At 65.1% G+C, this 23,185-nt stretch carries 25 protein-coding genes; 15 read left to right on the top strand and 10 right to left on the bottom strand.

The window, feature by feature from the left end; all coding sequences use genetic code 11:
- The first annotated feature begins 106 nt into the window (after positions 1-106).
- Positions 107-1,270, top strand: a complete 1,164-nt coding sequence (locus tag AC2EBU_RS00570) for a branched-chain amino acid ABC transporter substrate-binding protein (protein ID WP_484608447.1) — start codon at positions 107-109, stop codon at positions 1,268-1,270.
- 7 nt (positions 1,271-1,277) lie between these two features.
- On the opposite strand, the gene AC2EBU_RS00565 is transcribed toward AC2EBU_RS00570, so the two are convergent.
- Positions 1,278-1,724, bottom strand: coding sequence for a hypothetical protein (locus AC2EBU_RS00565; protein WP_484608446.1), 447 nt, complete (start codon positions 1,722-1,724; stop codon positions 1,278-1,280).
- Positions 1,725-1,876: 152 nt separating this feature from the next.
- Positions 1,877-2,194 carry a hypothetical protein gene (locus AC2EBU_RS00560; RefSeq protein ID WP_484608445.1) on the bottom strand — a complete coding sequence of 106 codons (318 nt, stop codon included), beginning with the start codon at positions 2,192-2,194 and terminating at the stop codon, positions 1,877-1,879.
- 76 nt (positions 2,195-2,270) lie between these two features.
- Between AC2EBU_RS00560 and AC2EBU_RS00555 the strand changes: the two genes are divergently transcribed.
- The 4 genes from AC2EBU_RS00555 (at position 2,271) to AC2EBU_RS00540 (ending at position 8,052) form a co-directional block, all read left to right on the top strand.
- A complete protein-coding gene (locus tag AC2EBU_RS00555) occupies positions 2,271-4,133 on the top strand; it encodes a glutamine--tRNA ligase/YqeY domain fusion protein (RefSeq protein ID WP_484608444.1) in 1,863 nt (620 codons plus the stop codon).
- Between the two features lie 23 nt (positions 4,134-4,156).
- Entirely contained in the window at positions 4,157-4,606 is a 450-nt protein-coding gene (locus AC2EBU_RS00550) for a hypothetical protein (protein WP_484608443.1), read from the top strand.
- A complete protein-coding gene (locus AC2EBU_RS00545; RefSeq protein ID WP_484608442.1) occupies positions 4,603-7,251 on the top strand; it encodes a MinD/ParA family ATP-binding protein in 2,649 nt (882 codons plus the stop codon). Before AC2EBU_RS00550 ends, AC2EBU_RS00545 begins: the two co-directional genes overlap by 4 nt.
- 318 nt (positions 7,252-7,569) lie before the next feature.
- Positions 7,570-8,052 carry a helix-turn-helix transcriptional regulator gene (locus AC2EBU_RS00540; protein WP_484608441.1) on the top strand — a complete coding sequence of 161 codons (483 nt, stop codon included), beginning with the start codon at positions 7,570-7,572 and terminating at the stop codon, positions 8,050-8,052.
- A 368-nt stretch (positions 8,053-8,420) separates the two neighbouring features.
- On the opposite strand, the gene AC2EBU_RS00535 is transcribed toward AC2EBU_RS00540, so the two are convergent.
- Both AC2EBU_RS00535 and AC2EBU_RS00530 read right to left on the bottom strand, forming a co-directional pair.
- Entirely contained in the window at positions 8,421-9,575 is a 1,155-nt protein-coding gene (locus AC2EBU_RS00535; RefSeq protein ID WP_484608440.1) for a DUF4172 domain-containing protein, read from the bottom strand.
- A 92-nt stretch (positions 9,576-9,667) separates the two neighbouring features.
- Entirely contained in the window at positions 9,668-11,503 is a 1,836-nt protein-coding gene (locus AC2EBU_RS00530; protein ID WP_484608439.1) for a 3'-5' exonuclease, read from the bottom strand.
- A 245-nt stretch (positions 11,504-11,748) separates the two neighbouring features.
- Here AC2EBU_RS00530 and AC2EBU_RS00525 point away from each other — a divergent pair, with 245 nt between their 5' ends.
- Positions 11,749-12,072, top strand: a complete 324-nt coding sequence (locus tag AC2EBU_RS00525; protein WP_484608438.1) for a hypothetical protein — start codon at positions 11,749-11,751, stop codon at positions 12,070-12,072.
- Here the strand turns inward: AC2EBU_RS00525 and AC2EBU_RS00520 are convergent.
- The gene (locus tag AC2EBU_RS00520; protein ID WP_484608437.1) at positions 12,006-12,782 is read right to left on the bottom strand and encodes a class I SAM-dependent methyltransferase; all 777 of its coding nucleotides are present in this window, start codon (positions 12,780-12,782) and stop codon (positions 12,006-12,008) included. The genes AC2EBU_RS00525 and AC2EBU_RS00520 overlap by 67 nt on opposite strands.
- 104 nt (positions 12,783-12,886) lie before the next feature.
- Between AC2EBU_RS00520 and AC2EBU_RS00515 the strand changes: the two genes are divergently transcribed.
- Positions 12,887-13,780: a LysR family transcriptional regulator gene (locus AC2EBU_RS00515; protein WP_484608436.1), complete on the top strand. Its 894-nt coding sequence runs from the start codon at positions 12,887-12,889 to the stop codon at positions 13,778-13,780.
- A 9-nt stretch (positions 13,781-13,789) separates the two neighbouring features.
- On the opposite strand, the gene AC2EBU_RS00510 is transcribed toward AC2EBU_RS00515, so the two are convergent.
- Positions 13,790-14,719, bottom strand: a complete 930-nt coding sequence (locus AC2EBU_RS00510) for a M14 family metallopeptidase (RefSeq protein ID WP_484608435.1) — start codon at positions 14,717-14,719, stop codon at positions 13,790-13,792.
- Between the two features lie 80 nt (positions 14,720-14,799).
- On the opposite strand from AC2EBU_RS00510, the gene AC2EBU_RS00505 reads away from it, so the two are divergent.
- Both AC2EBU_RS00505 and AC2EBU_RS00500 read left to right on the top strand, forming a co-directional pair.
- The gene (locus tag AC2EBU_RS00505) at positions 14,800-15,150 is read left to right on the top strand and encodes a DUF2322 family protein (RefSeq protein WP_484608434.1); all 351 of its coding nucleotides are present in this window, start codon (positions 14,800-14,802) and stop codon (positions 15,148-15,150) included.
- 31 nt (positions 15,151-15,181) lie between these two features.
- Positions 15,182-16,081, top strand: coding sequence for a radical SAM protein (locus tag AC2EBU_RS00500; protein ID WP_484608433.1), 900 nt, complete (start codon positions 15,182-15,184; stop codon positions 16,079-16,081).
- A 3-nt stretch (positions 16,082-16,084) separates the two neighbouring features.
- Here AC2EBU_RS00500 and AC2EBU_RS00495 read toward each other — a convergent pair whose 3' ends face one another.
- Complete coding sequence (locus tag AC2EBU_RS00495) at positions 16,085-17,041, bottom strand: pseudouridine-5'-phosphate glycosidase (RefSeq protein WP_484608432.1); 957 nt, start codon at positions 17,039-17,041, stop codon at positions 16,085-16,087.
- A gap of 177 nt (positions 17,042-17,218) precedes the next feature.
- Here AC2EBU_RS00495 and AC2EBU_RS00490 point away from each other — a divergent pair, with 177 nt between their 5' ends.
- From AC2EBU_RS00490 to AC2EBU_RS00465, 6 genes are all read left to right on the top strand, one after another.
- The gene (locus AC2EBU_RS00490; RefSeq protein WP_484608431.1) at positions 17,219-17,869 is read left to right on the top strand and encodes a DUF938 domain-containing protein; all 651 of its coding nucleotides are present in this window, start codon (positions 17,219-17,221) and stop codon (positions 17,867-17,869) included.
- Positions 17,870-17,947: 78 nt separating this feature from the next.
- On the top strand, positions 17,948-18,205 hold the full coding sequence (locus tag AC2EBU_RS00485; protein ID WP_484608430.1) for a hypothetical protein: 258 nt from the start codon (positions 17,948-17,950) through the stop codon (positions 18,203-18,205).
- Between the two features lie 214 nt (positions 18,206-18,419).
- Positions 18,420-18,848, top strand: coding sequence for a CBS domain-containing protein (locus tag AC2EBU_RS00480; protein ID WP_484608429.1), 429 nt, complete (start codon positions 18,420-18,422; stop codon positions 18,846-18,848).
- Between the two features lie 26 nt (positions 18,849-18,874).
- A complete protein-coding gene (locus tag AC2EBU_RS00475) occupies positions 18,875-19,348 on the top strand; it encodes a YeeE/YedE family protein (RefSeq protein WP_484608428.1) in 474 nt (157 codons plus the stop codon).
- Between the two features lie 61 nt (positions 19,349-19,409).
- Positions 19,410-19,850, top strand: a complete 441-nt coding sequence (locus AC2EBU_RS00470; protein ID WP_484608427.1) for a DUF6691 family protein — start codon at positions 19,410-19,412, stop codon at positions 19,848-19,850.
- 111 nt (positions 19,851-19,961) lie between these two features.
- Positions 19,962-20,780 carry an alpha/beta fold hydrolase gene (locus AC2EBU_RS00465; protein ID WP_484608426.1) on the top strand — a complete coding sequence of 273 codons (819 nt, stop codon included), beginning with the start codon at positions 19,962-19,964 and terminating at the stop codon, positions 20,778-20,780.
- A gap of 12 nt (positions 20,781-20,792) precedes the next feature.
- Here AC2EBU_RS00465 and AC2EBU_RS00460 read toward each other — a convergent pair whose 3' ends face one another.
- The 3 genes from AC2EBU_RS00460 to AC2EBU_RS00450 are packed head-to-tail and all read right to left on the bottom strand — an operon-like array spanning position 20,793 to position 23,154.
- The gene (locus AC2EBU_RS00460; RefSeq protein ID WP_484608425.1) at positions 20,793-21,383 is read right to left on the bottom strand and encodes a carboxymuconolactone decarboxylase family protein; all 591 of its coding nucleotides are present in this window, start codon (positions 21,381-21,383) and stop codon (positions 20,793-20,795) included.
- Positions 21,384-21,406: 23 nt separating this feature from the next.
- Positions 21,407-22,180 carry an SOS response-associated peptidase gene (locus AC2EBU_RS00455; RefSeq protein WP_484608424.1) on the bottom strand — a complete coding sequence of 258 codons (774 nt, stop codon included), beginning with the start codon at positions 22,178-22,180 and terminating at the stop codon, positions 21,407-21,409.
- 20 nt (positions 22,181-22,200) lie between these two features.
- On the bottom strand, positions 22,201-23,154 hold the full coding sequence (locus AC2EBU_RS00450) for a M14 family metallopeptidase (protein WP_484608423.1): 954 nt from the start codon (positions 23,152-23,154) through the stop codon (positions 22,201-22,203).
- Positions 23,155-23,185 lie beyond the last annotated feature (31 nt).

The following is a 23,185-nucleotide window of genomic DNA, read 5'->3' as shown; positions in this document are numbered from 1 at the left end:
AGTCAGACTGATGAGACATGAACTTCCATAACTTCTGGTGAAAACCCGAAGGACGGGTGGCGTCGCGAAACCTACATTGCGCTACCCCAACCCGACGGAGCTCACCATGCACCTCACCACCCGCCGCCAGACTGCCAAAAGCATCCTGGCCCTTGGAGCACTTGCCGCAGCCGGTCTGCTGGCGGGCTGCGACCGCACACCCTCCGTCGTCCACATCGGTGTGGCGCAGCCCCTGTCCGGCAACCTCGCCGCGCTGGGCCAGGACATGCACAACGGCGTCAAGCTCGCCGTCGACGAGCTCAACCGCCAGGGCTTCAAGATCAAGGGCAAACCCGTCACGCTGGAGATTGTGGCGGTCGACGACCGCGCCAATGCCGCCACCGGCAAAGAGGTTGCCCAGAAGCTGATCGACGCCGGTGTGGTTGCCGTCATCGGGCACCTGAACTCCGGTGTCAGCATCGAAACCGCCCCGATGTACGCCGCCAAGGGCATTGCGCAACTGGCGATCAGCACCAACCCCAAATTCACCGAGCTGAACCTGCCCACCACCTTCCGCCTGGTGGCCAATGACAACCTGCAGGCCAAGGCCATGGGCTCATTTGCCGCCGGGCAGCTGCGCGCCAGCAAGTTCGCCGTGGTGGACGACGGCACACCCTACGGCAAAGGCCTGGCCGACCTGGCCGCGGCCCAGCTGACGGGCAAGAAAGTCGTCTCGTTGCGCCAGAGCTTCGACGACAAAACCACCGCCTTCGACGAACTGGCGGCCAAACTCAAGGACGGCGGCATCGACGGCATCGTCTCGACCCTGAACGATTTCCAGGTCCTGGCGCTGATCGACGCGCTGGTCAAAGTCGGTCACACCCAGGTGAGTGTGCTCGGCGGCGACACCATCAAGACCACCGCCATGCTCAAAGGCGCCGGCAAACTTGCCGGGCTGTACGCCACCTCGCCCGTTCTGGACGCCAGCGAGTTTCCGGCCAGCGCGAAGTTTCTGGAGGCTTACCGCACGGCATTCAAGATCGATCCGGCCTACGGCGGCCACTACAGCTACGACGCGACCCATGTGCTGGCCTCGGCCATCAAGCGGGCCGAATCCGCCGAGCCGAACGCCATCGTCGAGGCGCTGCGCCGCATTGACGGCTACGCGCCAGTGACCGGTTCCATGAAGTTCGACGCCAAAGGCGAGCAGCGCTACGGCGTCATCGGCGTGTACGGAATCAGCGCCAAGACCCAGCAATGGGAGTCGCTGGTCCGGTCCGACGCCTGGTAAGCCTGCTTCAGTGCCGGTAGTAATACGGCCGGGGCGCCGGAACGGGCACTGCCGTCCAGTCTGGCCAGCCGTCACGGTTGCGGTCCTGCCGGGCGTCGGGCACGCCGTCGCGGTTGGCGTCCTGGCGACGGTCGGGAATGCCGTCACGGTTCAGGTCGCGGCTGTGGCGCACCGCATGCGGGTGCCGGCCCGGGTAGGCGTATCCCCACGCCGAGCCATAGGGGCGCGGTGGCGCCACCCACACCGGTGCGGGCACGGCATGCACCGGTACGGGCCACGCATGGACCGGCATCGGGTAGGCCAGCACCGGCCGCCCGCTGGTGGCGGTGACGTGCACCCCCTGGCCTTGCACGCCAATGGACCAGGCCACCGGTGGCGATGCCATGGCGGCCCCGCTGAGCCAGAGTCCTGCCGCAGCCACACCGGCGCGGACGAATGGTGAAAAGCGATTCATGACGATCTCCTGCTGCGTTGTCGGTGGGTGCAGGCGACCCCGCGGACCGACCCTTGCGGGGCGCGGCACTTGCCTGCCCTGTTCCAACGCGCCAGACACGCCCGGCGTTGCCTTCCGGCTGGTGAAGATCGTTGCGAGTTGTAACCGCGCGCTCAGCGTAGCAAAAAGGCGAGCAAGGCACCCACCACCAGACCACCCAGCCCGAACAGCCACGGCTTGAGGACGCCGCCAGCGGTGGATGGCATCGGCAAGGGCTGGGCCGAGGCCTTGTGCGCGGCAAAGTCGGGCGATGCCAGGCGCAGCCACAGCGTCTCGGCCTGCTCGCGGTTGAGCACACCCGCAAGCACGGCCGTCTCCAGATCGACTTGGCGCAACGCCACGGCGCCTCGGGGCACGCCGCCGTCGTCGGGAAGCACGGTTTCGCCCCATCGGGTGTCACTGGGGTCTGGAATGGTGTCGCGGCTGAGCATGGTGGTCCTCTCTGGGATGAAACTGTGCCGTAGCGTGACAGCGTCCGCAAGGGCTGGCGCCGCCTAAAATCAACAAATGAGTTCGCCCGACAACACGCCTTCCACCGCCGTTAATTCAAAAGTCAGCAATTTTTTGCGCCAGGTCATCGAACGTGATCTGGATCAAGGAACCTACGCCGCCCGCCGTTGGGCCGGCAGCCCCGGCGACGCCGCCCACCACGCCGCGGGCCAGCCCGACCCGGCCAAAATCCGCACGCGTTTTCCGCCCGAGCCCAACGGCTACCTGCACGTGGGCCACGCCAAAAGCATCTGCCTGAACTTTGGCCTGGCGCGCGACTACGGCGGCGTGTGCCACATGCGCTTTGACGACACCAACCCCGAGAAGGAAGACACCGAATACGTCAACTCCATCCTCGACGCGGTGCAGTGGCTGGGCTTCAGCTGGGACTCGGCCTTCAACGGCCAGACCGAGCACCACCTCTACCAGGCCAGCGACTACTTCGACTTCATGTACCGCGCGGCGGAATACCTGATCGAAGCCGGCCACGCTTACGTGGACGAGCAGACCGCCGAAGAAATGCGCGCCAACCGCGGCGATTTCGGCAAGCCCGGCGTGGACAGCCCCTTCCGCAGCCGCACCCCGGCCGACAACCTGGCGCGCTTTCGCGAAATGCGCGACGGCCGGCACGAAGACGGCTCCATGGTGCTGCGCGCCAAGATCGACATGGCCAGCCCCAACATCAACCTGCGCGACCCGGCCATCTACCGCATCCGCCGCGCCACCCACCACAACACCGGCGACAAATGGTGCATCTACCCGATGTACACCTACGCCCACCCGATCGAAGACGCGCTGGAGCAGATCACCCACAGCATCTGCACGCTGGAGTTTGAAGACCAGCGCCCGTTCTACGACTGGCTGTTGGAGCGCCTCTCGGAAACGGTCACGTTGTCCGATGGGCGGGTCATCGGCGGCCTGCTGGCAGTTCCGCCGCCGCGGCAGTATGAATTTGCGCGGCTGAACCTGACGTATGTCATCACCAGCAAGCGCAAGCTGGCCCAGCTGGTGTACGACCACAAGGTCAGCGGCTGGGACGACCCCCGCATGCCCACCATCGTGGGCCTGCGCCGGCGCGGCTACACGCCCGAAGCCATCCAGCTCTTTGCCGAGCGCATCGGCGTGACCAAATCCGACAGCTGGATCGACTACAGCACGCTGGAAGGCTGCCTGCGCGAAGACCTGGAGAACAAGGCCCACCGCGGCATGGCCGTGCTGGACCCGGTGAAACTGGTGCTGACCAACTGGGGCGACGTCTTTGGCAGCGACGCCTACCTGGAAGACTGCACGCAGCCCGCCCTGCCCCACAGCGCCCTGGCCGAGGGGCAGACCCCGCCGCCCGAGCGCGTGTTCAAGATCGGCCGCGAGGTGTGGATCGAGCGCGAAGACTTCGAAGAAGTGCCGCCCAAGGGCTACAAGCGCCTGTTCCCCGGCAACGTGGTGCGCCTGAAAGGCGGCTACGTGATCGAATGCACCGGCGCCGGCGCCAAAGACGCCGACGGCAAGGTCACCGAAGTGCACGCCAAGGTCATTGCCGGCACCAAAAGCGGCACCCCCGGAGCCGACAGCGTCAAAGCCAAAGCCGCCATCACCTGGGTGGGCGTGGCCGATGGCGTGCCGGCCGAAGTGCGCCTGTACGACCGCCTGTTCAAAGACCCGCACCCCGACGCCGGCGGGAAAGACTTCATCGAAGCCCTGAACCCCGACAGCCTGAAGGTGGTGAGCGCCTACGTGGAGCCGTCCCTGGCCGCCGCAAAGCCGGACGACAAGTTCCAGTTCGAGCGATTTGGCTACTTTGTGGCCGACCGCCAGGACCACGGCGTGGGCGGCAAGGTGGTGTTCAACCGGGTGACGGGATTGAAGGATTCTTGGGGGAAGTAAAAGCGAAAGTAGGGAGCAGCTGAGTGACACACAAGACCAACATAAGAGCGTTTCTTCAAATTACTAAACCCCACGCCCTCTATGACGCATATTCCGCACTTGTCGCAATTGAGTTAGCACTCAAGGATGGGGGATACAAAAGCGGGCAAGGTGGCCATGACATTCCTGAAATGCTTGCCAAACTATCTCAGACAGTTGCAGCACTCGGTCATACAGCGATTTCCGCACAACTAAACTCCCTTGAAACCCAGCTGAGAACCGGCTTGTCGAATGTGACATGCACGAGACAGAACAATACTCCAGGACCAGTGCCAACATATAGCTACCCATACATGAGATACACGCGCTGCACCGGTGATTGGGGTGGACATTCAGAAACGGTCGACTCACGCCTTTACGACCTCCTATTTACAAGCAAAAACTTAATTTCGCAACTAAGAGCCAATGGCGCAACATTTGGAGTGCAAATATGAAATCAGTATCCCAAACGATTGCACATCTAAGAAAACTTGGAGAAACAAGAGGTGCGCCGAGCCAATTCACAATACAAATAAACTACATTGCACCGACACTTCATATTGATGTAATCAACAACCAATTTGCAACACTCTCAATTGATGAGCGGCGCGAGCTGTTATCCCGAAAGCTTACAGAGACAAGCGGAATAGAAAATTATGACATTGAAGCATCTGTGGCCGGGCTCCCTGTCGTAATAAACACGCTTTCAAAAGATGAGGCGTTAGAGAAAACCGCGTGGACACAGCATAGGTCACAAAATTCATGGGTATCAAGTTTCCTTGAAGAAGAAAGTAAAAGTCGATCAAAGAAGACCCAAAAATCAACACATCAGTACATCCATTTTTATGGTTACAAAGGAGGTCAAGCGAGATCCTCTGTGTTAGGCCTCTTGGCAAAATTAATGGCTGACGATGGATATGATGTATTGATTGTCGACGCCGATATCGAGGCGCCATCAATTGACAACCTCTTGGGCGTTTTCGCCGAAGATTTCAATCAGTCTCTTATGGGGGTTTGCGGCTGGGGATCGGAAATCAAACCCATAGGCGGTGCCTATTCAGGAAAAAACGGCGGACGGATTGATGTTATTCCCTGCCGTCCCCGAGGCGAATCATTTGACTTAGATTTTGCCCTACTAGTTGCGACAGCCCCTATGGACGTGAGAATGTACGAGCGTGCAGCTCGTCATCTAGACTCATTCATTGATGGACCTGATCACAAATATGATGTTATTTTTGTAGATCACCGCACTGGAATTGCCTCCTCAGTACTTCCCATACTTCACGAATTACCTGGACCATCAGTAGTTTTCGCGCGAACTGATTCAAATCTATCGACTATTCCCTCCGATCTAAAGCGTGTAATTAGGTCAATTTTTTCCAGTTCACCCGAACTCCCCGGCGCATACGTTTCATTTTCATTAGATACCAATCAAAAGACCGAACAAAATTTTCATGGCAATAGCGCAAGAATTCGCGAAGCTTTACTCTCAGAACTAGCCTTTACCGTAGAAGAGAGAAACAAGCACTCATCAAATTCTGAGGAATTCAACACATCTGCAGGCGAAATGTCAGAAAACTGGATAGATTGGTATCTAGATCGAGCAATGCTCGAACCCAACCTGCCAGATGTCACAAAACTCCAATCAGACAATATCGCGTCACTCAATAGACTTCGAGAAGTCTTGGGGCTACCGCTTGGGAGAAGGAGCACCCAAATAGGAAGCACCGGCCAATCAATTGCCTCTCAAGACTTGTTCTTATCAGTCTCCGGAGCAAAAGATCAAGGGCAATTCATCCATATACCGGATGTAGAGCGACTATTTGTGGACGGAAATCCGTATTCGTACATTCTAGGTAGAAAGGGGACTGGCAAAACCAGACTACTTCGCGAGGTAGCAGTCCGCGCACTTGGAACGCCTGTCCTCGTCGCTAGCGATGAGACTACCCAACCTGCGATGCGGAGTCAGTCTGTGGAAGCTAATTCCTGGCTATCCAAATGCAATGGAAACGCCTCCAACTTTTGGTGGTCCCTTATTCATCTTGCTGTTCAAGGACTGTCGACTGGACAAACCGTTAAGGAGATGGTCACAACGGCCCTAGAATCGCCTGAAAAGATAAGCAGTCTATCCAATCCTCTCAAGGCAAAAAAAACGATTCTAGGCCTTGATAAGAAACATTCACTGCTTGTGGATGGATTAGAAAACCTTGTCCCTGCAGATAAAATTAAATCATTCGTGAGCGGGTTGTTCGAAGCGATGGCATCCATTCAAAACGATCCCCAAATGTCGTCACGGCTCACGATTCGAGCCTTTGTGCGTGAAGATCTAGCATCAGACTCTATCCAAAACGTTGAGCAGCAAATGGAAGGAAGATTGCTACGCCTAAAGTGGAGTTCAACCTCCATATTGAATTTTGCCGTATCCAGACTTCCATATCTGCCATGGATAAACTCAAGATTCAAAGAGGTATGCAATGATATTCTGAAAAAGACTTCAGAAATTCAACGAAGCACCCTACCGGAACAGGAGGCAATGGAGCTACTTCTAAGAATCTTTCCATCAAGAATTAGAAGAAACAATCTTTCCACTGCAACTTTCCTTCGTCTGTATTTTTCAGATGCCGGCGGAGACGACACCAACAAAGCAACATTTTATCCTCGGCTGTACTTATCTTTTTTGCAGAAATTAGACAATCTGGCGAATCAGAGCAACGCACCAATGACAGAGGATGGAAGAATCATTTCTTCACTTCTAAACAATGCTTATGACGAAGCTTCTAGCGAGTTCATAAATGAAACAAAGCAAGAACTCACATTTCTCTTAGCACTCACATACAACAAATCTACCCAACCAAGAGAAGACGACCAAGCAAAGGTATCAAAATTTGTATCGGCTTTTGATGGCCTAAGTACCCCCTTTGAATATGATCAGCTTGTTGAAGATCTTGTAAAGCGGACATCGTTTACTGAGCTATCCGTACGTGAATCTCTTCGGCAGATGAAGGCAATCCGGATGTTTGAAGATAGACCTGGCTTTGCCGGTTGGTGGAGAGTAGGTCAACTGTATAAAACGGGACTCAGAATGAAGTACGTCCGATAGCTCTTGCAGCAAGCGAAGGGCATTGGGGTCGAGGGGGAAATCAGGGTCAGACTCCAATTTGCTTCAGCTGCACGAACTTCGGCAGCGATGGCAAGCGGTTGTGATGCGACCCCGGATCAAATATCGGTATAATTTTGATAGCACCCAGTGACCATCCCACGATGGGAATTGGCGAATTTGGCTTGAAATTTCGGCCCCCGGCACCCTCAGCACCCCAAACAGCGCATCACACGTTGATGCTGTCACTCGTCGGGTCCAAGCGTTCAAACATGTCGAACATGTTTGACATTTTTTCGCCCTAGTGCTCCACTCCAGCCCATGAACCTCGCGGACATCGGTCAACTCGTGCAAGCCCGGCGGGAGGCGCTGGGCCTTTCGCAGGCGCGGCTGGCTCGGCTGGCCGGGTTGTCGCGCGCCACCATCAACCAACTGGAAAACGGCTCTCTGGTGGACCTGGGCGCAGCCAAGCTGTTGGCGCTGCTGAACCTGCTGGGCCTGGATCTGGCCGCGCAGCAACGGCCGCCGCAGGCGCACGCGCTGGCCTTGCTGAGCCAGACGGCCAGCGTGAGCTACAGGCAGGCGCTGTCGCCCGGCGCACTGTCCGACGCGCTGGTGGCCGGCACCCTGCCCCCCGCGCTGGTGCCGCAGGTGGCGACGCTGCTGGACGAGGCGCCGTTGCCACTGATCGTGGCCGGTGTGGCGGAAGTGGCAGAGCGCACGCACACACCGCCCAAGACGCTGTGGAAGCACCTGACGGCTTGGGCTCAGGCGTTGCAGTCGCCACGGGCGGCCTGGGCCTGAGTGGAACCAGGAAGGCCAGCGACATGAACCCGTCCACCCAACCGAGCGCCCTACCCGACGGCCCCTATTTCCTCTGGCCTCAGGATTTTCAGCTGGCTTGTTGGCGGCCAGAAGGCTGAATTTATTCCTCTTTTTATAGCGAGAAATGACCGTCTCTCGATGGGTATCGGCCAATCTGGCTTGAAATCTGGTCACGACTCAGGACGCTGAGGCATTGCGGCTCTATTCCCTCTCCCTCGGGGAGAGGGTCAGGGTGAGGGCCGGCAGCCTTGCCACAGGCGGTGCTGTTGGGACTGGGAACGCCCTCTCCCCCGCCCTCTCCCAGAGGGAGAGGGAGTCAGACTGGGGGCCTGAACAGTGACGAAATTTCAACCCCCGACGCCTTCCAGCACTCCGGCCAGCGCATAGCGCGTCCCCCGGCCCTGCCCACGCTTCACCAGGGCGCCCAGCGCCACCAGGTCGGTCAGTTCGCGATACGCGGTGGCGCGCGAGACCTGGGCGATGGCGGTGTATCTCTCGGTGCTCATGCCGCCGATGAAGCCATCGGGGACAGCCTCGTAGAGCTTGTGCAGCACCTTGCGCTGGCTGGCCGTGAGTTGCGGGTGGGCGGCGTGCAGCGCGGCCCAGAAGGCGCTTTTCCGGGCCGCGCCCTGCACCTGCGCCACGGTGGCCAGGCAGGCTTGCTCCACACAGCCCACAAACCAGCGCACCCAAGGGGTCACGTCCAGTGCCGGCTGGCTGGTGGCGGCCTGCAGTTCGCGGTAGTAGCCGGCGCGGTCCAGCCACATCTGGCGTGACAGGCTGAACACCCGCTGCCCGCTGCGCAGGTCTTGCGCCATGGCCAGGTCGGCCAGCGCGCGGCCGATGCGGCCGTTGCCGTCTTCAAAGGGGTGGATGGCTTCCAGCCACAGGTGGGCGATGGCGGCACGCACCAGGCCGTCCAGGCGGCTGGCCACAGCGGCGTCGTTGAACCAGCCGATCAGGCCCGCCATCTGCGCGGGCACGTCGCGCGAATCAGGGGCCTGGTAATGCACCACATCCGGCTGGCCCAGCCGGGGCGTGACGATCTGCATGGGCTCGGGGTGCTCGCGCCAGCCGCCCGCCACGATGGGGGTGATGCCGCTGCGCCCGGTGGGAAACAGCGCCGCATGCCAGCCAAACAGGCGCTCGGCGCTCAGCGGCTCGGACCAGTGCTGTACGGCGGCTTCGATGACGTCCAGTGTGGCTTCGACGCGCGGCTCACGCTGTTGCAGCACCGCCCGGCCGCTTTGCGTCAGGCCGAGCCGGCGCGCGGCTGAGGCGCGCACCGAGTTGATCTGCAGCGCCTCGCCCTCGATCTGTGCGGTGGCGACGGCCTCGTCAGCCCATTCGGCCAGTTGCAGCTCGCCCAAGTCCACCAGCTGCAGGCCGCTGACCACCCCCAGCATGCGCCCCTGCGCCAGCCGCGCCGCCGCCAGCGCGGGCTGCAGCGCTTGCGCGTCTACCTGAAATTGCGGCCATTCGGGGGCTTGCCAGATCCACATGAAGCGTATTTTAGATATTTACGCTTCGCACTTGAAGCGCAAATGAAAGAATGCGCGTCAGAGTGGCTTTGGTGCGCCAGGGAAGCCCTTGATCAGCCCAATTCACCGCCCAGCCGCTGCCCGAACCGCCCCTCCCCGCCCACGCCCAGAATCAGCCGGTGCGAGGCGCGCGTCGCGCCCACGTAGATCAGCCGGGCGGCCTCTTTTTCGTCTTCGCCGGCTGCGGGCATCTGGCCCACACCCACCAGCGCCACCACCGGAAACTCCAGCCCTTTGCTGGCGTGCAGGGTCATCACCTTGATCTTGTCGCTGGCGGGGTCGAAGTCGCCGGTGCGAATTCGGTTTTCCAGCGGCAGCTGGCGCTGCGCCAGCGCGCGGGCGCAGAGGTCGCGGATCTCATGGGTGGGGCACAGCACCGCCATGTCGCCCCAGGCGTGGCCCTCCTGGTGCGCGGCGGCCAGCAGGTCGGCCACTTGCCAGGCTTCTTCGCGCAGCGTGGGCAGGCGGATGATGAGGGGCGCTTCGCCCTCGCGCCCGCAGCTCACGGGCTTGAGCAGGGGCACGCCGTCGTCGTCGTGGTCTTCGGCGGTCAAGAAATCAGCTGCGACGAGGCTGGCGGTCTGCAGGATCTGCCGGGTGTTGCGGTAGTTGATCTTGAGGATGGTGGTGCGGCCCTGCGCCTGGATGCCGACGCTCTTGAAGCTGAAATTTTTCTTCTGCGCGCGCTCATAGATGCTTTGCGCGTCGTCGTACAGCACCAGCAGGCTGTTGGTGGCCGGGTCCACCATCTGCACAACGAGTTTGAGCCACTCGGGCGCAAAGTCGTGGCCTTCGTCGATCAGCACGGCCTGGTATTGCCCGCTGGGAATCTGGCGGCGCTCCACGCCGGAGATGACGCGCTGCACCATGTCGGCAAAGAACTGGTCCTTGGGCAGATTCTGTCGGGGCAGTTCCTGCCCGAAGGCCACCAGCTGCTCCCGGCACCATTTGTGAAAGTGCACCGCATGCACCCGCCCGGCCAGGCCCCGGGCGGCCATCACGCTGGCCAGCTGCACGGCCAGCGGCTCGTTGTAGCAGAGGATCAGGACGGGTTTGGCGGCGGTGGCCGCCTTGGCCAGGTGCTCGGCCCGGTAGCCCAGCAGCATGGTCTTGCCGGAGCCGGCCACACCGTGGATGACGCGGTGGCCGTCGCCCAGGGATCTCGCCAGCTGCTCCTGCTGCAGGTCCATCACCCGCATCAGACTGGGCAGCTCGGCGTCGGCCTCGCCGCCGGCTTGCGCCTCGAACAGCGCGCCCTGCACCGGCACGCGCACCTCGGGGAACATGATCCAGCGCACGCGGTCCAGCTGCGGCAGCGACATCACGCCGCCCATCAGGTAGGGGAACATGCCCCACAGGCGGCTTTGCAGGTCTTCCGGCGCCACGGCCTCGCCCATTTCGTCCTGGCAGAGCACCCGGTGCGGCTCGATGGCGTGGCCGAGTTCGGCCCGGTCGAACTGCGCGCGGGTGATGTTGGGCAGCACCACGCCATAGCTCCACGGAAACGCCAGCTTGCCCTGGTGGCGCCCGCCGGGCTGCACCAGCTGCGGGTCGCGCTCCAGCGCGTCCACCACCTGGTGCGCGTACTGGCGCGCCTGCTCCAGCGGGTTGGGCACGGTTTTGGGGCCGGTCTCGGTGTGGATGTCCCAGGTCTGTTTGTTGGCCTGGATGAGGGTGGACAGGCGCCAGTCCTTCACCTCCAGGATCAGGATGCCGCGGCGCGGGTGCATCACCACAAAATCCGGGTGCTGGTAGCGGGGCCCGACCGGCACGTCGTACCAGAGCAGGTAGTCGGCGTCGAGTTTTTCTTCCAGCCGCTCGGCGGTGCGGCGCTCGCCGCTGGTCATGCGCGCCACACAGGCGCCGAGCGCGGGGATCAAGGTAGCCATGGCTCGAATGTTGTTGGTTCTTCCCTGGCGCGCATGATGCACCAAGTGGCACCGCCCGTGGCTTGACCTGCGGCAAGGTCGTGCGCGGAGGGTCCGGACGCTATATTTACAGTAGCGCAAGGTGACCTTTTCACGCTGGGTAACGGCCATTTTTATGCCATAACCGGTGCTCAGGCCCCCTGCCGGCACTCCCCCGGCAGCTGGAGACGCCACAATGGGGGCACGCGCCGTAGTCTGTCCGCCACATGCCTCGCCCGCACCACCATGTCTACGTGATCGAACTGCACCCCGATGTGCTGCGCGAAGCCCGCTTTCGCCGCTGCAACCCGGGCTACGTGGACGGCAAACCCTGTGTCTACGTGGGCATGACCGGCCTGGACCCGGATGTGCGCTTTGACAAGCACAAGGCCGGCATCCAGTCCAACCGCTATGTGTTCCGCTACGGTCTGCGCCTGCTGCCCGACCTGTACGAGGGCTTCAACCCGATGCCCTACCGGGATGCTCAGGAGCGGGAAATCGACATCGCGATCGACTTGCGCTCCGCCGGCTTCGGTGTCTGGCAGGCCTGAGCCGCCGCCCCGGCCTGGCCGGCCGCGATCGGCCTGCGGGCGACCACAAAAGGCCGCACGTCGCGCCCCCTGCTGGCGTGGCGCTCGACGGTCAAAACCTCCAACCCCTGGCGCCGGCAGGCGGCGGTGATATCCGCTTCCGCCAGGCTTTGCACCGGGGGCGCCAGGCGCAGCGCCCGCATCAGCGGCAGCGCCAGGTACGGTATCAAGGGGTTCATTTCGCGCAGGCACGGGGTTTTGGAGATGAGCAGCCCGCCCGGGCGCAACACCCGGGCGCAGCGCCCAACGGCGGCGTCCAGGTCGTCGAGCAGGTGCAGGATGTTGAAGGCCAGCACGGCATCGAACGGGCCGTCCAGCGCGGGCTGCGCCACATCGGCATCGTCCACAACAAAGCGCAGTTGCGGTTGCGGGCTGGCCGCCAGCCGTTGCCCGGCAATTTCGATCATGCGCGGCGAGATGTCGGTGGCCAGGTACGGCCCGCAGGCCGAGGCCAGACGCAGGGCGGTCGAACCGGTGCCACAGCCCAGTTCCAGCACCGCGTCGCCGGGTGTGAGCAAGGCGCGGGTGCGCTCCACGCTGCGCTCGTAACCGGGCAGGTCACTGATGGCGGCGGCCGCGTAGCGACGGGCGACACGGTCCCAGAAGCGGGCCTTGGCGGCCGCATGGGGCGCGGAACGGGTCGCACCCGAAGCAGGAATTGGAGCGTTCATCGAGAGAAACCGGTGAGGTAACAAGTCATGGACGCCATGGTAACCATGCATCGATTGGCAGATAAGCGGTAAATTTGCAGGCATTTCATACGTCTTTTCGCACCATGGACTGGAACCACCTGCACGCTTTTCTGGAAACGGCCCAACGGGGCAGCCTTTCCGGCGCGGCGCGCACGCTGGGGCTGACACAGCCGACTCTCAGCCGCCAGATTGCCGCGCTGGAGCAGCAGTTGGGGGTGACCTTGTTCGAACGGGTGGGCCGCACCCTGCGGCCGACCGACGCGGGGCTCAGCCTGCTGGACCATGCGCGCACCATGGGCGCCGCCGCCGACGATCTGGCCCTGGCGGCCACCGGGCAGTCGCAGGCGGTGGAGGGACTGGTGTCGGTGTCGGCCAGTGATGCCGTGGCCACCTGGGTGCTGCCGCCCCTGATTGCCCGAATCGGTGCGGTGGCGCCGGGCATCGTGGTCGAGGTCGTGGCGTCCAACCGGCTGAGCGACCTGCGCCGGCGCGAGGCGGACATTGCCATCCGCCATGTGCGCCCCGAGCAGCCCGACCTGATCGGCCGCCTGGTGCGCGACGCCACCGCCGGCTTTTACGCGGCCCGCCGCTGGGTGGCAGAACACGGCCATCCGCACTCGGCCCAGCAGGCCCTGTCGCACCGTTTTGTCGGCGCGGACCGGAGTGGGCAGTTTCTGGCGTATCTGCACGGCCATGGCCTGCCCCTGTCGCCACGCCACTGCACGGTGCTGACCGACAACTCGGTGGTGGCCTGGCAAATGGTGCGCCAGGGCCTGGGCATCGGGGTCATGATGGACGACATCGCGGGCGCTTTTCCGGAGGTGGTGCGGGTACTGGACGACCTGCCCGTGGTGCGGTTCCCGATCTGGCTGGTCACGCACCGCGAGTTGCACACGGCGCGGCGGTTCCGCGTGGTGTTCGACCTGCTGGGCCAGGCCCTGGCCGAGCAGCCGCTGGCCTGCGCCGCCGCAGCCTGAGCGCTCGCGTCATCGGCGGGCGCTGTCGGACACAAAAGCCACCGCCGCGCAGACCGCTGCCACCTGGGCGGCAATGCATTGCTCAGGGTTGGTGCGCGCACTGTCGGGGTAGACCTCGGTGATGCTGGTGTAGCGCGCACCGGTCACCGACGTGCACAGACCCCAGTCTTTGACCGGGTAACGAATGACCCCCGGCGCCACCACCGGACAGCCGATGATCTGCCCTTTGTGGTCAGGCTCGGCAATGTGGGTGACCCGAGAAACGGCGTCGATGATGGCCGCCTGCAGCGCCGGCTGGGGGTTTTCGGCGTCATCCACCAGATAGAAGCCATCCGGGATGAGACCAGGTTCAAAGGGCTTGCCGTCGCGGGCAGCCAGGGCCGGGCGAAATTCGGACTCGTCCGTGTCGGTGGTTTCGTGCAGGTCAATGTGCAGCGTGAACTGCCCCGCCCACAGCGACACCAGCCGCTGCAGCGCGGCCACTTCGCGCGCGGGGCTGTCAGGCAGAAATGACCGGTTGGGGTCCAGGGCGTCGGCGTTCCAGCGCTGGACCCGCTCATACGACCACGGGCTGACACAGGGCACCACCAGCAGGTTGACACCGGCCGACAGCTGCTCCGCCTGGGTCTGCAGGAAACGCAGCGCACCCATCACACCACTGGTTTCATAGCCGTGCACACCACCGGTCACCAGAACACCCGGGCGACCCGGGCACCAGGGGCCATTGCGCATGGCCAGCAGTTCGAAACGCTCGATCCCGACCGCCAGTTCTCCGTAGGGAACGGCTTCGAAGCGGGGAATCAGGGCCAGAAGGGGCTTCAGCACATCGTCGGCATACCGGCGCTGCACGCGCTGGCGCTGGCGCCAGGCGCGGCGCTCGGCAACGCCCCAGGGTTCACCGGGGCGGGAGACGGGTGTAGCCGAAAGGTCGGAGTGCATCGGATTCAGACAACAGGCCGGTTCACATTCCAAAGTGGCATACCCTACCATGCCGAGCCGATTCCTGAAGGGACACCCTCATGACATTTGTCGAAATTTTGAATACTTTGCCATTCGTTTCTCACCTGAAGGCTTTGGAGTTGCTGGATTCCAACGGTCAGGTGGTCGCGACCATCGAAAACCGGCCCGGCCAGGCCGGATCGCTGGCCGTTTACCACGCGCTGGCACTGCAATACGGCGGCAACCTTTCGCCAGAAGCGGCCGCCCAGGGGCTGGAGTGGTATGCCGAGCACACCGCCGACGCGCGCGCCCACCCCGGCAAACACCCCAACATCGACCGCCTGTTCGCCTGGGCGACCGGCAGCGAACACTATGCGGTGCGACTGATTGCCAAACCAGCCACCCCGGAACAAGACCCGCAGGCGGTGTAGCGCGCTGCGCCACGGCACAATGGCCACTGCCATGGCCGCCACCTTCCCCATCCGCTACATCGAACCGGTGTTCCGCCCGCCCAGCGAGGCGGACTCGGTGATCCTGCCCGTCACCAACGGCTGCTCGTGGAACCGCTGCACCTACTGCGAGATGTACACCGCGCCGCAGAAGACATTCGCGCTGCGGGACGAGGACGAGACGCTCACCGCCATCCGCCGCCTGGGCGAGCTGTACGGCAGCCGCGTGCAGCGCGTCTTCCTGGGGGATGGCGACGCGATGGTGCTGTCCACCCGGCGCCTGATGACGGTGCTGGACGCCATCCGCACCCACCTGCCGGGCGTGCGGCGTATCTCCAGCTACTGCCTGCCGCGCAACGTGCGCGGCAAATCGGTGGCCGACCTGACCGCGCTGCGCGAGGCCGGCCTGTCGCTGGCCTATGTGGGCGCGGAGTCCGGCGACGACGAGGTGCTGCGCAAGGTGAACAAGGGAGAGACCTTCGAAAGCACCCGCGACGCGCTGGACAAGCTGGGCTCCGCCGGCATCACCCGCTCGGTGATGCTGCTCAACGGCCTGGGCGGGCCGACGCTGTCACGCGCGCACGCCGAGCAGTCCGCCCGGCTGGCCAATGCCACGCAGCCGGAGTTCCTGGCGACGCTGGTGGTGAGTTTTCCGCAGGGCGAGGCACGTTTTCGGGCCAACTTCCCCGAATGGGAGCCGCTGGACCTGCCCGCGCTGTTCCGCGAGATGGAGACCTTTCTGCAGGCGCTGGAGCTGCGCCGCACCGTGTTCCGCAGCGACCACGCCTCCAACTGGCTGGTGCTCAAGGGCACGCTGGGTGCCGAAAAAGACCGCCTGCTGGCCCAGGTGCGCGCCGCCATCGCCGCACCGCAGGCCGCCCCGCTGCGCCCGGCCTGGATGCGCGGCCTGTAGCCATCAGCCAGCGAGCCGCGCCAGTTCGCCCGCCACCGCCGCCGCCAGCCGGGCGTTGTTCAGGATCAGCGCGATGTTCGCGGCCAGGCTGTTGCCGCCCGTCAGCTCATTCACCCGCGCCAGCACGAACGGCGTGACCGCCTTGCCGGTGACGCCCTGCGCCGATGCGTCGGCCAGCGCCGCTGCGATGGCGGCGTCCACCCGCTCGCGCGGGAGCGCGTGCGCCTCGGGCACCGGCTGGGCGATCAGCACGCCCGCCAGGCCCAGGGCCCACTGGGCCTGCAGCACCTGCGCCACCTGCGCGGGTGTGTCCAGCCGCGCGTCGACGCCAAAGCCGCTGTCGCGGGCGAAAAACGCGGGCAGCCGGTCGGTGCCGTAGCCGATCACCGGCACACCCTGGGTTTCCAGCACTTCCAGCGTCAGGCCGATGTCCAGGATCGACTTCACGCCCGCACACACCACCGCCACCGGCGTGTGCGCGAGCTCCAGCAGGTCGGCCGAGATGTCGAAGCTCTCGCCCGCGCCGCGGTGCACACCACCGATGCCGCCGGTGGCAAACACCCGGATGCCCGCCCGGGCCGCCACGATCATGGTCGCCGCCACCGTGGTGGCGCCGGTCTGGCCACGCGCCAGGGCCAGCGCCAGGTCGCGCCGGCTGAGCTTGGGCACGGCCGGGCCGGCGCGACCCAGGCGTTCAATGTCGGCGTCGGACAGCCCCGCCTTCAGCCGGCCGTCCAGCACGGCGACCGTGGCCGGCACCGCCCCATGGGCGCGCACCTCGGCCTCGACGTGCAACGCGGTCGCCACGTTCTGCGGCCAGGGCATGCCGTGGGAAATGATGGTCGACTCCAGCGCCACCACCGGGCGGCGGGCGTCCAGCGCGGCGTGGACCTCGGGCGCGACATCCAGCGGCACAGCGGTGTTGGCGTTGTGGCGGAGGGTATCAATTCCTGTTTTCATAGCAGACAATGACCTTTTGACGATGGGAAAGGGCTGAAAAGATCCAGATCTCCGGCCCCCGATCCCCGACACCGGTCAGGCGGGGGCGTTCATGACGCCATGGTACGCAAGCGCCCGCGTGCGGTGCCGATCCGTCATCATCCGGCCTGAGCGCCACCACCCGATCCGCCCCGCCCCATGTCCGACCCAGCCGATCCATCCAACTTCGAACCCGCCTTCAGTCCCGCCGCCGAGCGCAACCGCGCGCCGATTGCCGCCGTGCTGCGGGCACGGCTGCCCGCGCAGGGGCGTGCGCTGGAGGTGTCGTCGGGCACCGGCCAGCATGTGGCCTGGTTTGGCGCTGCCCTGCCCGGCTGGCACTGGCAGCCGACCGACTGGCAGGACCGCGGCTTTGCCAGCATCGCCGCCTGGGTGGCGCGGGCCGGCGTGGCCAACGTGGCGCCGCCGCGGCGGCTGGACGTGACGGCCCAGGCCTGGTTTCCCGATCTGGACCCGCCGCCACGGTTTGACCTGGTCTACAACGCCAACATGCTGCACATCGCCCCCTGGGCCTGCTGCGCCGGCCTGATGGCGGGCGCGGCGCGGCACCTGGCACCGGGCGGGCGGCTGGTCACCTACGGGCCGTATCTGGAAGACGGCGTGCCGACCAGCGAGGGCAACCGCGCGTTCGACGCCAGCCTGCGCGCCGAAAACCCCGCCTGGGGACTGCGCCGGCGCGAAGACGTGGTCGCCGAAGCCGCCCGTGCCGGCCTGGTCCTGGCCGAGCGCCACGCCATGCCGGCCAACAACCTGCTGCTGGTGTGGCAGCGGGTGATCGAAAAATCCTGATTCAATAGCAAACAAGCACCTTTTCACGCTGGGTATGATCGAAAAGACCCCAGAAACCTCACCCCCGACGGAAACCCCATGAAAAAACTCACCATCACGCTGCAGCTGGAGCTGACCGTGCCCGACGACTGGGCCGTGGTCGACACCTCGGAAGGCACACCGGTGCTCAAGCTGCCCGACGGCCGGTATCTGGACATCGCGGTGGAGCCGCTGTTTGCCACCGACCCCGAGGACACCTGGTCCACCACCGACGACGAGGACGAAGCCGACGAGTTCTTCGGCCGGATTGAAAGCGAGATGGTCAGCTACACCTTGTCGGACGTGGCTTCCGCCTGACGCTGCGATTGCGCGGCGCAGCCGGAACAGCCACGCCACAGCGGCATCCCCTGGCGCTGCCAGGCCCGAGGGCCATTGCGGCATGGACGCCACAATCGGGTTGCCCCGTTGTTTCGTCAGGGCCCAAAGGCCGTACCATGGCAGGCAACGGCACCTGAATCCACCAGAGACCCATTTCCCGCTCAGACGCCGCCACCGTACCCGAGGAATCACCATGAAATCCGTCGCCGATCTGCTCAAGCTCCATAGCCACCCCCTGCGTACCATCACCCCCGATGCCACCGTGTTCGAAGCCCTGCAGGTGCTGGCCGAACACGAAGTCGGCGCCTTGCTGGTGGTCGATGGCGGCCGTCTGGCCGGCATCGTTTCGGAACGCGACTACACCCGCAAGGTGGCGCTGCAGGGCAAGAACTCGCGCGATATCCGGGTGTCGGACATCATGACCCGGGATGTGGTGGTCGTCAGCCCGCGGTCTCGCTCGCGCGAATGCATGGCGCTGATGAGCAGCCGCCGCATCCGGCACTTGCCGGTGGTCGATGGTGACCAGCCGGTGGGCATGCTGTCGATCCGGGACATCCTGGACGACATCATCGCCGACCAGGAGGCCACCATCGAGCAGCTGGAGGCCTACATCAAGTCCTGATCGGCCCTGCCGGGATAATCACCGGCATGGACTTGACCCTTTCCCTTTTCCCCCTGGGCTGGCAGCACTACCTGCTGGGCGGCCTGCTGATCGGCGCCGGTGTGGCGCTGCTGTTTGTGTTCACCGGCCTGATCGGCGGCATGAGCACGGTGTTTTCCTCCACCTGGTCGTTTGTGGTGCGGCGGCCGTTCTTCCAGCAAGAGCGCTTCACCGCCTCGCGCACCTGGCGCCTGGTGTACGCGGCCGGGCTGGTGCTGGGCGCGCTGGTGTGGTGGCTGGCCTTCGGGGGCGGTGTGCCCGAAACCACGGCAGTGCCGGTGTGGCAGCTGGTGGCGGGCGGTTTTCTGGTGGGCTACGGCGCCCGCCTGGGCAACGGCTGCACCTCCGGCCACGGCATCTGCGGGCTGGGCTCGATGCAATGGCCCTCGCTGCTGGCGGTGCTGACCTTCATGGCCACTGCCTTCCTCACCGCCAACCTGACCGCACGGTGGATGGCATGAGCGCCGCGCCGGGCCGCCCCAAGCAAGCTCGCACCGCAGTGCGCAGCACGGAGGTTTCCAAATGAGCGCAGCGAAATTGCTCGTCGTGCTGGTCGCCGGCGCCCTGTTCGGCTTCGGCCTGTCGCTGTCCACCATGATCCGGCCGGAGGTGGTGCTGAGCTTCCTGCGCTTTCAGGACTGGGGCCTGATGCTGGTGATGGGCGGCGCCGTGGTGGTGACGCTGGTGGCCTACACCCTCGCGCCGCGCCTGATGACCCGACCGCTGCTGGGCGGCAGCTTCGGCCAACACCCCAGCGCCTGGAACCGTGACACCGCCACCGGCGCGGCGCTGTTCGGCATCGGCTGGGGCCTGTGCGGTGTCTGCCCCGGCCCGGCCATCGCCGGCCTGGGCGCCGGCAACGGGAGCCTGCTGTGGGCACTGGCCGGCATTGCGGCGGGCGGCCTGGTGCAGGGGCTGCGCGCAGATTCCGCCAAACGGTCTGTTTTTCGTAGCGAGAAATGACCTTTTTACGCTGGGTATCAGCCATAACAAGGATAAAGCGGCCTTGCGTTGGTCGCCGCGTTGCGAGCATTCGTACGATGCGCCATTGAACCCGCACTGAAAGGCTTCTCCGTGACCACGCCGTTCCGCACGCAGCGACCCGTCCAGGGCATCGACATCCATCTGGACGGCACGGGGCCGTCCACCGTCCTGATGCTGCACGGCTGGCCTGACACCCACCGGCTGTGGGACGCCACCGTGGCGGCGCTGCAGGATCGGCACCGCTGCGTGCGCTTCACGCTGCCCGGCTTTGACCCGGGCTTGCCGCCACGCCCGACGTCCGTGGCGGACATGACGGCGCTGATCGCCGCCGTGGCCGATGCGGTAAGTCCCGACCAGCCGGTGACGCTGTTGCAGCACGACTGGGGCTGTGTCTTCGGCTACGAATACGCCATGCGCCACCCTGGCCGCGTGGCCCGCATCGTGGCGGTGGACATTGGCGACCACAACTCCGGTGCGCTGGCGCGCGCGCTGCCCGTGAAAGCCAAGCTGATGGTGCTGGCCTACCAGGTCTGGCTGGCGCTGGCCTGGCAGATCGGGCGGCTCAGCGCCGGGCTGGGCAACCGCATGACGCGGTGGATGGCGCGGGCCATGCGCTGCCCCGCACCGTCGCAACAGGTGTCGTGGATGATGAACTACCCCTATGCCATGGCCTGGTTCGGGCTCAAGGGCGGTTTGCGCGGCCTGGCGCCGGTGCGGCCGGCCTGTCCGGTGCTGTATTTCTACGGCAAACGCAAGCCGTTCCAGTTCCAGTCGCCCGCGTGGCTGGAGCGCCTGGCCGCCCAGGCCGGCAGCGCGGTGGTGCCGATGCGCACCGGCCACTGGGTGATGCTGGACCAGCCCGACGATTTTCACCACCGCGTGGGCGCCTGGCTCGACCAGCCGGCTTGAGCGCCGCGTGATTCAGGCGTGGTGGCCGGGCGTCCAGCCCTGGGCGCCGACCGCCTTGTCCGCCACCGCGCGCGGCACGGCCTCCAGCGGCGTGGCCATGCTGTCGTTCCATCGGTTCAGGAAACCGAACATCGCCACCACACCGAGGATTTCGACGATCTGCCCCTCGCTCCAGTGGCTGCGCAGGCGCGCGAACAGTTCGTCCGTCACCGCGTTGGGGACACTGGCGGCGGCCAGGGCGAAATCGAGCGCCACCCGCTCGGCCTCGCTGTAGTGCGGGCTGTGGGCGTAAGCCCAGATGTCCGCCAGCTTGGCTTCGCTGACCCCGAAATTCTGTGCCCCCAGCAGCGTGTGGGCCTCGCAGTAGTGGCAGCCGGCGGCATGGCTGGCGATGTGGCCGATCAGGCGGCGAAACCCCAGGTCCACCTCACCGGCCGGGTCCATCACCGCGGCATTGAGCTGCGCAAAAGCCTGCACCAGGCGCGGGCGGCGCTGCATGGTCAGCACGCTGTTGGGCGTGAAGCCCAGGGTGCCGAGGAAGAAGTCGAAGTGGGCCTTGAGCTCGGGCGTGGTGTCGGGCGGCAGGGGCGGCAGGCGGGACATGGCGGTGGGCTTTGCAAAGGGTTTCAGGGGCCGAACAGGTCGGGGGTGTCGGGCGCGGGCGGAGCCTTGGGCGGCGCGGTCTGCCGCTGTGCGGCGCGCGGCGCCCGGGTGGGGCGTGGCGGCAGCGGCGCGGGCGCGGCGGACAGCTCTGCGGCCGGCAACGCACGCATCCAGTGGTGGGCGTCGTCGGCGCTGGCATGCAGCCAGGCGCTGCGGTCGGCGGGCGGGATGAACACCGGCATGCGCTTTTCGTCACCGGGGCGGTGCATGCGCCCCATCACGGCGTGGCCGTCGGCGTTGACGGTGAGCAGCGTGAAACTGGTGACGATTTCGCCGCTGGCCGGGTCGGTCCAGCGGTCCCACAGGCCGGCGGCCGTGAGCAGTTCGCCGTCGGCCGCCGCCATGCGCCAACGCACGCTGCGCCCACCGTGCGCGGCGGCGTCTTCCCAGCAGGGTTCGAAAAACGCTTCCATCGGCACCAGCGCAAAGTGGCGCTGGCGCCAGGCGCCCCGGAAGCTGGGCTTGAGGGCGGCGGTTTCGCTGCGGGCGTTCAGCGTGTGGCGCGACAGCGCGCGCGCCTTGGCCGCGTCGGCCGCCCAGTGCGGCACCAGGCCGAAGCGGGCCAGATCACAGCGCACGCCACGGGCCGTGTCGCCGGCCGCGCCGGCGCGCACCACGATGGGCGCCTCAAAGCCGGGAAACACCTCGGCCGGCCAGTCCTGCGGCGGCAGGTGGTCCACGCCCAGCCGCGCGGCGCGCAGGCGGTCGCGGGCGCTGGGGGTGTAGTTGGTGCACATGGCGGCAGGCGCGGCGGCCGTCAGTCGAGCGGCCGGGCGAGATACACGCCTTCGCGCCCGGGCACCACCACCCGCGCGGGCATGAGGATGGTGCAGTTCGCGCACGGGGCGCGAATCTCGTCCGGCCCGTCGGTGGCGATCAGCTCGCCCTCGGCAAAGGTTTCAAAGCCGATGCTCGGGCGGGTGAAGGCGAAGTCCGGCGTGCGGATGACCACCGTGCGCAGCAGCTCGTAGCGGCGCGGCGGCGCGGGCGCTGCCCAGGCGGGGTCGGCGTCGATCAGGCCCAGCTGCGCCAGAAAGCGTTGCGTGACGGCCCGGGCGGTGTCGGCCGTGGCCTGCAGGAAATGCTGGCCGCATTCGGCCACCAGGCCGATGCCGGTGCCGTCCGGTTCGCCGAAAGGGCCGAACTGGATCACCGGCGTGCCCGACCCCAGGCCGCCCGGCATCACCAGATGCACCGCCGGCAGGCCCACGGCCTGCGCCAGCGCGCCGTTGCGGGCAAAACCGGGATAGACCCAGAACGGCACCACGTCCTGGCTGGTGGAGTGCAGGTCGAGCAGCACATCGGCCGCGGCGACCACGGGACGCAGTTCACGCGCGCGGCGCAGCTCGGGGCTGTCGTCGGGCCCGTCCAGCCATTCGGGGGACCAGACGCGGTTGAGGTTGTGCACCAGCTGGCGGCTGTCGAAGGGGCGTGCCGCATCAAAGCTCTCGTAGGCCGCCACGTTGGCAAAACTGACGGTGAGTGAGCCGATGCGCGGGCGCACGCCGCGGTCGAGCAGGTCACAGGCCGCGACCATGCCGCAGAACTCGTTGCCATGGGTCAGCGCGTTGACCAGCAGGTTCGGCCCCGGCCGGCCGGACTCGAACCGGTGCACATAGGGCACACCGGTGTTGCCGGCGCGGTAGGCCGACAGGTCGCGGGGCAGGACGTCGAGGCGGGGAGCGGCGGAGAGGGCGGTTGGTGCGTTCATGCCGCCATCGTAGGCCCATGCGGCCACCGGC

Source organism: Curvibacter sp. T50, assembly GCF_057219955.1.
Note: the sequence above shows the minus strand (reverse complement) of the source record. Positions and strands in the feature narration are given on the sequence as shown.

Bases quoted from the DNA above. Each gene is read 5' to 3' on its own strand.
- AC2EBU_RS00570 (WP_484608447.1), top strand. From the start codon at position 107: ATGCACCTCACCACCCGCCGCCAGACTGCCAAAAGCATCCTGGCCCTT.
- AC2EBU_RS00565 (WP_484608446.1), bottom strand. From the start codon at position 1,724: ATGAATCGCTTTTCACCATTCGTCCGCGCCGGTGTGGCTGCGGCAGGA.
- AC2EBU_RS00560 (WP_484608445.1), bottom strand. From the start codon at position 2,194: ATGCTCAGCCGCGACACCATTCCAGACCCCAGTGACACCCGATGGGGC.
- AC2EBU_RS00555 (WP_484608444.1), top strand. From the start codon at position 2,271: ATGAGTTCGCCCGACAACACGCCTTCCACCGCCGTTAATTCAAAAGTC.
- AC2EBU_RS00545 (WP_484608442.1), top strand. From the start codon at position 4,603: ATGAAATCAGTATCCCAAACGATTGCACATCTAAGAAAACTTGGAGAA.
- AC2EBU_RS00540 (WP_484608441.1), top strand. From the start codon at position 7,570: ATGAACCTCGCGGACATCGGTCAACTCGTGCAAGCCCGGCGGGAGGCG.
- AC2EBU_RS00535 (WP_484608440.1), bottom strand. From the start codon at position 9,575: ATGTGGATCTGGCAAGCCCCCGAATGGCCGCAATTTCAGGTAGACGCG.
- AC2EBU_RS00530 (WP_484608439.1), bottom strand. From the start codon at position 11,503: ATGGCTACCTTGATCCCCGCGCTCGGCGCCTGTGTGGCGCGCATGACC.
- AC2EBU_RS00525 (WP_484608438.1), top strand. From the start codon at position 11,749: ATGCCTCGCCCGCACCACCATGTCTACGTGATCGAACTGCACCCCGAT.
- AC2EBU_RS00520 (WP_484608437.1), bottom strand. From the start codon at position 12,782: ATGAACGCTCCAATTCCTGCTTCGGGTGCGACCCGTTCCGCGCCCCAT.
- AC2EBU_RS00515 (WP_484608436.1), top strand. From the start codon at position 12,887: ATGGACTGGAACCACCTGCACGCTTTTCTGGAAACGGCCCAACGGGGC.
- AC2EBU_RS00510 (WP_484608435.1), bottom strand. From the start codon at position 14,719: ATGCACTCCGACCTTTCGGCTACACCCGTCTCCCGCCCCGGTGAACCC.
- AC2EBU_RS00505 (WP_484608434.1), top strand. From the start codon at position 14,800: ATGACATTTGTCGAAATTTTGAATACTTTGCCATTCGTTTCTCACCTG.
- AC2EBU_RS00500 (WP_484608433.1), top strand. From the start codon at position 15,182: ATGGCCGCCACCTTCCCCATCCGCTACATCGAACCGGTGTTCCGCCCG.
- AC2EBU_RS00495 (WP_484608432.1), bottom strand. From the start codon at position 17,041: ATGAAAACAGGAATTGATACCCTCCGCCACAACGCCAACACCGCTGTG.
- AC2EBU_RS00490 (WP_484608431.1), top strand. From the start codon at position 17,219: ATGTCCGACCCAGCCGATCCATCCAACTTCGAACCCGCCTTCAGTCCC.
- AC2EBU_RS00485 (WP_484608430.1), top strand. From the start codon at position 17,948: ATGAAAAAACTCACCATCACGCTGCAGCTGGAGCTGACCGTGCCCGAC.
- AC2EBU_RS00480 (WP_484608429.1), top strand. From the start codon at position 18,420: ATGAAATCCGTCGCCGATCTGCTCAAGCTCCATAGCCACCCCCTGCGT.
- AC2EBU_RS00475 (WP_484608428.1), top strand. From the start codon at position 18,875: ATGGACTTGACCCTTTCCCTTTTCCCCCTGGGCTGGCAGCACTACCTG.
- AC2EBU_RS00470 (WP_484608427.1), top strand. From the start codon at position 19,410: ATGAGCGCAGCGAAATTGCTCGTCGTGCTGGTCGCCGGCGCCCTGTTC.
- AC2EBU_RS00460 (WP_484608425.1), bottom strand. From the start codon at position 21,383: ATGTCCCGCCTGCCGCCCCTGCCGCCCGACACCACGCCCGAGCTCAAG.
- AC2EBU_RS00455 (WP_484608424.1), bottom strand. From the start codon at position 22,180: ATGTGCACCAACTACACCCCCAGCGCCCGCGACCGCCTGCGCGCCGCG.
- AC2EBU_RS00450 (WP_484608423.1), bottom strand. From the start codon at position 23,154: ATGAACGCACCAACCGCCCTCTCCGCCGCTCCCCGCCTCGACGTCCTG.